The organism is Cohnella kolymensis (assembly GCF_000829465.1).
Lineage (GTDB): Bacteria > Bacillota > Bacilli > Paenibacillales > Paenibacillaceae > Cohnella > Cohnella kolymensis.
Genome location: NZ_JXAL01000031.1, coordinates 1 through 8,557, shown reverse-complemented (window position 1 = coordinate 8,557; position 8,557 = coordinate 1). Strand labels below are relative to the sequence as shown.

General features: G+C 53.8%; 6 protein-coding genes and 2 pseudogenes. All 8 read right to left on the bottom strand.

Going from position 1 to position 8,557, the window contains the following annotated elements:
- A partial coding sequence (locus SD71_RS24485; RefSeq protein ID WP_041067051.1) for a LysM peptidoglycan-binding domain-containing protein occupies positions 1-1,397 on the bottom strand: 1,397 nt, incomplete at its 3' end.
- 157 nt (positions 1,398-1,554) lie between these two features.
- Positions 1,555-2,431: pseudogene (ilvE, locus tag SD71_RS19575) on the bottom strand (branched-chain-amino-acid transaminase).
- A 6-nt stretch (positions 2,432-2,437) separates the two neighbouring features.
- Positions 2,438-3,328, bottom strand: coding sequence for a prephenate dehydratase (gene pheA / locus SD71_RS19570; protein ID WP_041067048.1), 891 nt, complete (start codon positions 3,326-3,328; stop codon positions 2,438-2,440).
- On the bottom strand, positions 3,325-4,353 hold the full coding sequence (gene thrB / locus SD71_RS19565; protein WP_235427250.1) for a homoserine kinase: 1,029 nt from the start codon (positions 4,351-4,353) through the stop codon (positions 3,325-3,327). Before thrB ends, pheA begins: the two co-directional genes overlap by 4 nt.
- A gap of 62 nt (positions 4,354-4,415) precedes the next feature.
- Positions 4,416-5,701, bottom strand: a pseudogene (locus tag SD71_RS19560) (homoserine dehydrogenase).
- Between the two features lie 43 nt (positions 5,702-5,744).
- Positions 5,745-6,182: an ACT domain-containing protein gene (locus tag SD71_RS19555; protein WP_041067045.1), complete on the bottom strand. Its 438-nt coding sequence runs from the start codon at positions 6,180-6,182 to the stop codon at positions 5,745-5,747.
- A gap of 131 nt (positions 6,183-6,313) precedes the next feature.
- Positions 6,314-7,645 carry a GTPase ObgE gene (gene obgE, locus SD71_RS19550; protein WP_041067043.1) on the bottom strand — a complete coding sequence of 444 codons (1,332 nt, stop codon included), beginning with the start codon at positions 7,643-7,645 and terminating at the stop codon, positions 6,314-6,316.
- Positions 7,646-7,660: 15 nt separating this feature from the next.
- Positions 7,661-8,557 (bottom strand): Spo0B domain-containing protein (locus SD71_RS22585; protein WP_052476430.1); only part of this gene is annotated, 897 nt, incomplete at its 5' end.

Here is an 8,557-nt window from a genome sequence, read left to right as displayed (position 1 = left end):
CCGGCTGTAACCGGCCATGAAGACTTTCCTCCGCATGTTTTGCAGCCTGGCCTGCTCTGCGTCCCTCCGCAAGTTTTACAGCCTGGTCTGCTCTGCGTCCCGTCCGTATTGCTGTAACCGATGTAATCCTTGTCTGAGTACAACCCGCCTACGCCGCCGCCCAGATTATCCTCCATTTTGCCGACGCCCTTAGGGTAGCCGTCACCGCCTTCGAACGGCTTGTTTTCCGTGTAGGGGAGGTTGGGCATATTTTCCCACGGCATATTTTCGAAGGGTATATTTTCGAAGGGCATGTTTGCCATAGGCATGTTTGCCATAGGCATGTTCGGCATCGGCATATTTCCCATAGGCATGTTCGGCATCGGCATATTTCCCATAGGCATGTTTTCAAAATGCATTGACGGATATGCCATGTTGGGCATGTTTGCCATCGGCATGTTTGCCATCGGCATGTTTGCCATCGGCATGTTTGCCATCGGCATATTTGCCATCGGTATATTCGGCATCGGCATGTTTGGCATCGGCATGTTTTCAAAATGCATTGATGGATATGCCATATTCGGCATATTCGGCATCGCCATATTCGGCATTGGTATATTCGGGTATGGCATGTTGGCAAGAGGCATATTCATCATCTGCATATTTTCAAACTTTTCTCCGGCAGGAAAAGGCATATTCGGTGCCGGCATATTCTCGTACGGCATTTCAGCAAACTGCATGTTCGGCATGTGATCAACCGGCATGTTCGGCATGTTTGCGACCGGCATGTTCGGGAAGGGCATATTTTCGAACGGCATATTCGGCATATTCGCTGCCGCAGCAGGATTGACCTCCAGAGGGAGCATCGGCAAAGGTTTGAACAAATCCACGTTCTCGTAATGCTGAATAGGCGCTTGCTTCTCTGCAATCGGTAACGTCGGTTTAGGAGCGGCCGGAACCGGAGCCGGTACGGGCTGAACGTTAACATTCGTATCCGGTTTAACGCCCGTACCCGGTTTGAGCCCGGTGTTCGGTTTGAGCCCGGTGTTCGGTTTACCCGGCATATTACCGGCCTTAGGCGAGATGTCACCGGCGCCGACTTGCGGGATATTGACGACTTCCCCTGTGAGCAAGGCGTTGGGGTTTTTGAGCTGCGGGTTTGCCTTGATCATATCGGACAGCTTGATCCCCCACGCTTTCGACAATTTCCACAAGGTGTCGCCTTGTTGTACGATGTGCTGATGCATAACCCCGAGCGCAGTTTTGGGCTGAGCCGGAATCTTGACCTTCATACCGACATCCAAGACGTCCGGATTGCTGATCTCCGGATTGGCCTTAATGATGTCTTCGAGAGACACGTTGTACTTCTGGGCGATAAAAAACAACGTATCCCCTGGTTTCACCATATGAATCTTCACGCCGTTCCCTCCTGATGGCTAGACATAACTCACGAGTGGGCGCATGCCCTCGCGAAATCATTACATCCTATGCAGGAGATGGGCTTTTGACATCCTCAAAATAAAAATCCGGAATCCATAGAGGATCCCGGATGAAACTTTAGCTATGCCGTAAAGCCTAAACCTTCACGCCTTCTATCGTCACTATTTTGCGGAATTCTTCCAAAAGCTTCATCGTGATCGGGCCGGCCTTGTTATCTCCGATAATCCGTCCGTCCACTTCACGCACGGCAATGACCTCGGCAGCCGTACCCGTGAAGAACACTTCATCCGCAACATACACGTCGTGCAGTGTGAACGGCTCCTCTTTCAACGGCAGCCCCAGTCTCCCGCACAGATCGATAATCGCCCCCCGGGTAATGCCCTCGAGCGCACCGATATAAGCCGGAGGAGTGTAAACAACACCTTTTTTTAACGATAAAAAATGTTGTCTCCCGAGCCTTCCGCCACATAGCCCTGCGCGTTAAGCATGATAGCTTCCCCTACATCGGCTAGATTGGCTTGGATTTTGACCAAAATATTATTCAAATAATTGAGTGATTTGATCTTAGGGTTGAGTGCATCCGGAATGTTGCGCCGATAACTGACGGACACCGAGCGAAGTCCGTTCCTGTACGCTTCTTCGGAGTAGATGGAAAGCTGCTCCACAATGATGATCACGGAGGCTTTGGGACTGCGTCTCGGATCTAAGCCAAGGTCGCCGGGGCCGCGTGACACGATCAGCCGGATGTAGCCGTTGGTTAACCCGTTTTTGCGAATCGTTTCAACCAAGGCATCCTGCATTTCAGTGTAACTGAGCGGGATCTCCAGCATGATGGACTTGGCAGAGTCATACAGACGGTCCAAGTGCTCCTTGCAGCGGAAAATGTTGCCGTCATATAATCGTATACCCTCAAAAATACCGTCCCCATACAAAAAACCATGGTCATACACGGAACTTTAGCGTTCTCTTTACTGACATACTCTCCATTTAAATAAATCCATTGTTCCGCCATGCACTTCTACACCTCCGCATTATTTTCTTGAAAAGGCAAGCTGGGGTATGAACCCAATATACGAACCTGGCAGCCGATCGCCTCAATCTCGGCAAAAGCCGCAGTTAACAGCACGCTGGCCAGCGGATACTCGATATCGATGTAAAAATAGTAGCTGCCCAGCTTTTTCTTCGTCGGCCTGGACTCGATGCGCGAAAGATTGATCCTCCGCCAGGCAAAAGCAGATAACACCTGATGCAAAGCGCCCGGATAATCTTCCGGCAGAGTGATCAAAATGCTTGTCTTACGGTGCACCGCTTCCGGCTTTTCATAAGAAGTATTACCCACCAGCAGAAAACGGGTAAAGTTGTTGTCATGATCGGTGACCCTGGCTTGCAAGACGTCGAGATCAAGATCGGAAGCCGCCAGCCGGGTGCCGATGGCCGCCCATCCGCGGCCGGGATTTTCTTTCACCATTCGGACGGCTTCCGATGTGCTGCTGAATGTCTCCAGCTCGGCATGCGGAAGATTTGCCCGGATGAATTGCAGGCATTGCGCCATGGCGACCGGATGGCTCATCACTTTTGTTATTTTATGCGGATCCCATCCGCCTTCTTCACCGGACAGCTCACCGGACCTGCCGATCAAATTCTGGATGGACGGGTACACCCATTCCGCACGGATCGGCAAATCCACCTCGTGAACCAGCCAATCCATATGCAGGCTGACTGAGCCGTCTATCGTATTCTCGATCGGAATGACGCTCCAGTCCGTGTTTCCTTTGGCCGTGGAGAGGAAGACGTCGGAAATCATCTTGCAGTATACGTACTCGACATCTTCGCCCCGAAAAAGGTATCGTACGGCCTCGTCCGACACTGTGCTTTTGGGCAGCAATGCCACCGATTTGCGCGCGCTCATGCTCCCACCTCCGCTTTGGCCCGTGACAAAACATCGCGAGGCTCCAGTCGATAATCAGGGTCGCCTGCCTCCAAATACCTGACCAGCGGACCGTGCAGGCAGGGCTCGAGCCAGCGTGCAGCGATCTCGATGTCTTCCTTGGACATGACGTCCTTAAGAAAACCTTCCAATTGTCCGCGCTTCGGGTCCCGGGAGTCGACCAGCAGCAGCAGTGTAGGCCCGGCACCGGATAAAACCGCTCCTAAAGCGCCATGGTCTCCGGCGTTCTCCAAAATAATATCCATACCTGGAATGAGTGCGGAGCGATAAGGCTGGTGCAGCCGGTCTCTCATCGCATGGCGAAGAACGTCCATACGCCCGGTTGCCAGCGCAGCCGTCAGAAGCGAACTGTGGCTCACATTGAATACCGCGTCCGCTAAAGACACGTGCTGAGGCAGCACGTTACGGGCTTTTTTCGTTGACAGTTGAAATTCGGGAATCGCGACCAGAATCTCCATGCCGGCCGGCGGCTCCAGACGGACATATTCCGCTGACGTGCCGTCCCAAGCCGCGGCGACGATGCCTCCAAAAAGGGACGCGCCGACATTGTCGGGATGTTTCTCGAGCGCAGTGGCCATCTGGAACAATTCATTCTGAGAAAGGGGATTTCCGATAAGCGCGTTCGCCGCGACAAGAGCGGCTACGATGGCCGCCGCGCTGCTCCCGAGTCCCCTGGTCAAAGGGATGTCGCTGCAAATGACGATGTCCAGCTCCGGCACATGAGCGCCTGCTTTCTCAAACACGGCCTGGGCTACGCGGTACACCAGATTTGATTTATCCTTTGGAATACCTGACATATTATCGCCGAGCAAAGAAATTCGGGTTGCCGCCGCATGTTCCAGGCTGACCCAGGTAAATAGGGAGAGAGCCATGCCGAGAGTGTCGAAACCCGGTCCGAGATTCGCTGTGCTGCCCGGGACCTTCACAACGATGCGCCCGGTAGGCATCGCTGCGTCTATGTCTGAATTGCGAGAGTCCGCAGTCATTGTCGTTCACCTGCCAGCATGATAAAGCTCCTTCGAATGTAATCAGTTTATGAGGCCGACTGTCAGCCTTCTACACGATATACGCTTTTAATTTCCTGAACCGCGTCCAAAGCTTCGAATTCCTTCAGACTCTCTTCATCGCCGCTTTGTTCGCATCATGTGTAATAATGATGAGCTCCGCACCGGACTGATCCGGCGTCGAGGGCTGCATGACGGACTCGATGCTCACGTCGCAAGCCGAGAAAACGTTGGCGATCTGAGCTAATACACCTGCCCGATCATCGACGTGCAGCAGCAAGAAAAATTTGGATGCGATTTGCTCATCCGTCTTCAGCTTCTTCACCTTGTAAGATAGAAGGCCTTGGCGCCCGTTAACGCCCAGCTTCATGTTCTTCACTACAGCCACCAGATCGGCTACAACGGATGTCGCCGTAGGCATTTCGCCCGCGCCCGGACCGTAGAACATCGTTTCCCCAACCGCTTCTCCATGCACATAAACGGCATTATAAACACCATTGACGGACGCGAGCGGGTGACTCCGCTTGACGAGTGTCGGCTGAACGCCGACGCTGATGAAATCGTCCTGCCGCTCGGCAATGCCGAGCAGCTTCACTTCATATCCGAGCTGTTTGGCAAATCGGATATCTTCTTGCGTAACCGTGCTGATTCCCTTGGCACTGACGTCCTCCAGCGAGATGTTTGCGCGGAATCCGAGTGTGGCCAGAATCGTCATTTTCCTTGCGGCATCCAGGCCTTCCACATCCGAGGTCGGGTCAGCCTCCGCATAACCGAGCGCTTGAGCTTCTTTCAGCACATCACCGTAGGCCGCGCCTTCCTGACTCATTTTAGTCAGAATGTAGTTGGTCGTGCCATTTACAATCCCCATTATTTTCGTGATCCGGTCGGAAGAAAATCCTTCGATCAGCGTGCGGATAATCGGAATGCCGCCTGCAACGCTTGCCTCATAGAGGACGTCGCAGCCTCTTTCCTGCGCCTTGGCCAATATTTCCGGACCATGCAGAGCCATCAAGTCCTTGTTCGCCGTGACGACGTGCTTGCCACGCTCCAGCGCCTCCAGAATAACTTCCTTCGTCTGCAGAATACCGCCCATCACTTCTACAATCACGTCGATTTCGGGGTCGCGCACGATTTCCCAAGGATCTTCCGTCAGCTTTGACTTATCTATAGGGATGTTTCGGGTTTTATCCCGATCCTTGACCAGAATCTTGGCAATAGACAGGGGGGAACCCACCTGACTTTGCAAATCCTCTTGGTGCCCCTGCACAATTCGCACGACACCCGTTCCCACCGTACCGAGACCCAGCAAACCTACTTTTACCGGCTTCATTGTTTACTCCTCCGCTTCCAAAGTGAACCTTGATTCTATTCCTTCACCCGCGGCCGACGATGTGAGCTCTCTTCACACCGTCCAAGGCGCGCAGCTTGGCGAGCAGTTCGGCCAGATCTCCATCAATGTGAGATGTGTCCAAAGAAATAACGACGTTAGCCAGACCCTGTAAAGGAATCGACTGCGATATCGTGAGAACATTCCCTTCGTTCGCCGCCATTGTACCGAGAACTTTCGACAGCACGCCGGCGTGATGCTCCAGATCCATCGACAAGGTCGCGATTCTCTCCCGTGTAGCTTTCTCCAATAAGTAGACGCCGTCTTTGTACTTGTAAAATGCGCTGCGGCTCAAGCCCACCCGTTCCGCTGCTTCATGAACGGTGGCCGACTCGCCCCGGCGCAGCAGCTCCTTGGCCTGCTCGGTCTTAAGAATGCCTTCCGGCAGCAAGTCTTCGCGGACGGCGAAGTAGCGTTCCGCCATATCTCGTCCTCCCAGAAAAGACGGTTGTTTGCGTATAGAGGACATTATATCGAAATAGATTGCTAGGAGCAATAGTCAATTTCGTTGTAAAAAACCGGCTCCCTTCGGAACCGGCCGGTAGTCTGCGTGAGTTATTCGTCTTCGTACAAGTAATTGTCGGCGCCGCCTTCGAAAAATTCGAACTCATATTCGCCGATGCGTATCGTGCTGCCGTCTTTCGCTCCGCGTTTGCGCAACGCCTCGTCCACCCCGGCTCCCCGCAAAATACGCCCGAACCGGACGACCGCGTCGTACGACTGGAACTGCGTGCGCTTGATAAGCTTCTCGAGGGATTCACTGTTCACGACGAATGTCTCGTTATCGCGTGTAATGGTGAAGTCCGTATCATTACGCGATTTGAACCCGTATACAACGCCTTCTTCCGCGTCCTGCTCCTGTTCGTCCAGCTCTGCGGGCTCCGGAAGAGAATCCAGCACGTCCGCCACACGGTACAACAGCTCTTGCACACCTTGCCTGGTTAACGAAGAGATCGGCATGATGACGGTGTCCGGACTTACCTCGCCCACTTTGCTGCGAAACTGTGCGAGAAGTTCCTCCGCCTCGGGCATGTCCATCTTGTTCGCGGCAACGATTTGCAGGCGTTCCGCCAGCTTAGCGTTATACTGCTTGAGCTCCTCGTTGATTTTGACCCAATCCTCGTACGGATCCCGCCCTTCCGTCCCCGACATGTCCACAACGTGCAAAATAATGCGGGTTCGCTCCACGTGACGGAGAAACTCATGGCCGAGACCGACTCCGGTGTGCGCGCCTTCGATCAAGCCCGGTAAGTCGGCCATGACAAAGCTGCGTTCATCCCCTAAGTCGACAACGCCTAAGTTGGGCGTAAGCGTCGTGAAGTGGTACGCGCCGATTTTGGGCTGCGCTGCCGACACAACCGACAGGAGGGTAGACTTGCCGACACTCGGAAAACCGACCAGGCCGACGTCGGCCATCACTTTCAGCTCGAGCGTAATCCACCGTTCTTGCCCTTCCTCGCCATTCTCGGCGATGGAAGGCGCCGTATTCGCGGGGCTTTTGAAGCGGGTGTTGCCTCTGCCGCCGCGACCGCCCTTGGCCACCACGACCGACTGCTCGTGCCGGGTCAAATCCGCAATCGTGGCCCCGGTATCGTCGTCGATCACAATCGTGCCGGGCGGTACACGAACGAGTAGATCTTCGGCATTCGCCCCATGCTGATTTTTGTTCCGGCCTTTTTCCCCTCTCGGGGCTTTAAAATGCTTCTGGTATTTAAAATCCACCAGCGTGCGCAAGCCTTCATCGACGCGAAAAATAACGCTGCCGCCTTTTCCCCCGTCACCTCCGGCCGGTCCGCCCTCAGGCACGTATAACTCCCTGCGGAATGCAACAAGACCGTCGCCGCCGTCCCCGCCTTTTACATAAATTTTCGCTTTATCCACAAACATGATGTATTCACTCCGTTATGCCTGCAGAGGGAAACGAATGACCATCGTCCGCTCCTGAAGCGGCCGCTCTGCTGGCTCTTCTCTGACTGCTATATCTCCTAGCCCTTCTACACACTTCCTCAGCTCGAACTGCACACTGTCGGCAGCCGCGAGCTCGCCTTCATACGACATTTCCAAGGTCAGTCCGCCATTAAGTTCATAAAAAGACAGTGTCAAAACGTTGTCATGCTGCAAATTGGTTACCGCGCGGAAACGAATGACATTAATAAGCGCCATAACCGCTCGGGAAAGCTTATCGGCATCGTATGGAAACCGGTCGAGCGTCAGCCCGTCCTGCACCTTCACGTCCAGCCGCATCGCATCGCAAACCGTGCGGAAGGACAACAGAAAAGTGGCGAGCTCCGGGGTGCCGATCTGAGAGATTTTGCTGTCGTGTTCCATGCGCTCTCTTATTCTGTCCATGACATCCACTGCTTTATCGAGCTTGTTAAGCCGTAAGTATCCGTACAATATCTGCATCTCGTTCATCCAGTCGTGCCGGTGATGGCTCAGCGTGCGAATCGCCGACATTTGAGCATGCTTGAGCAGATATTCACAGTGTTTCCTATGTTTGCGTCTCTGCATCACCCATACGTTCAGCCCCAGCCCCAGTAACCACACGATCATAAGCATGAGCGGCCAACGCTGCTGCGGCCACAGCAGCACAAGCGTTACGGGAATGGTGAGCGACAGCATCAACATGATTTCCAAGCGGGTCATATTCCTCAATATCATCCGGCTTCCCCGTTTCGCGCGTCCTTTCGTCTCGAACTCCGAGCACTCTGTAATCACAACATTAGTATAACATGGAAAGGAACCGCTAACCATTGCCGCGGCCGCCCCGTAATCATGCAAAAACCCCGCACCATGCAT

What these genes read in the sequence shown, in the direction of transcription:
- SD71_RS19555 (WP_041067045.1), bottom strand. Translation starts at nt 6,182, where the DNA reads ATGGCGGAACGCTACTTCGCCGTCCGCGAAGACTTGCTGCCGGAAGGC.
- thrB (WP_235427250.1), bottom strand. Translation starts at nt 4,353, where the DNA reads ATGACTGCGGACTCTCGCAATTCAGACATAGACGCAGCGATGCCTACC.
- pheA (WP_041067048.1), bottom strand. Translation starts at nt 3,328, where the DNA reads ATGAGCGCGCGCAAATCGGTGGCATTGCTGCCCAAAAGCACAGTGTCG.
- obgE (WP_041067043.1), bottom strand. Translation starts at nt 7,645, where the DNA reads ATGTTTGTGGATAAAGCGAAAATTTATGTAAAAGGCGGGGACGGCGGC.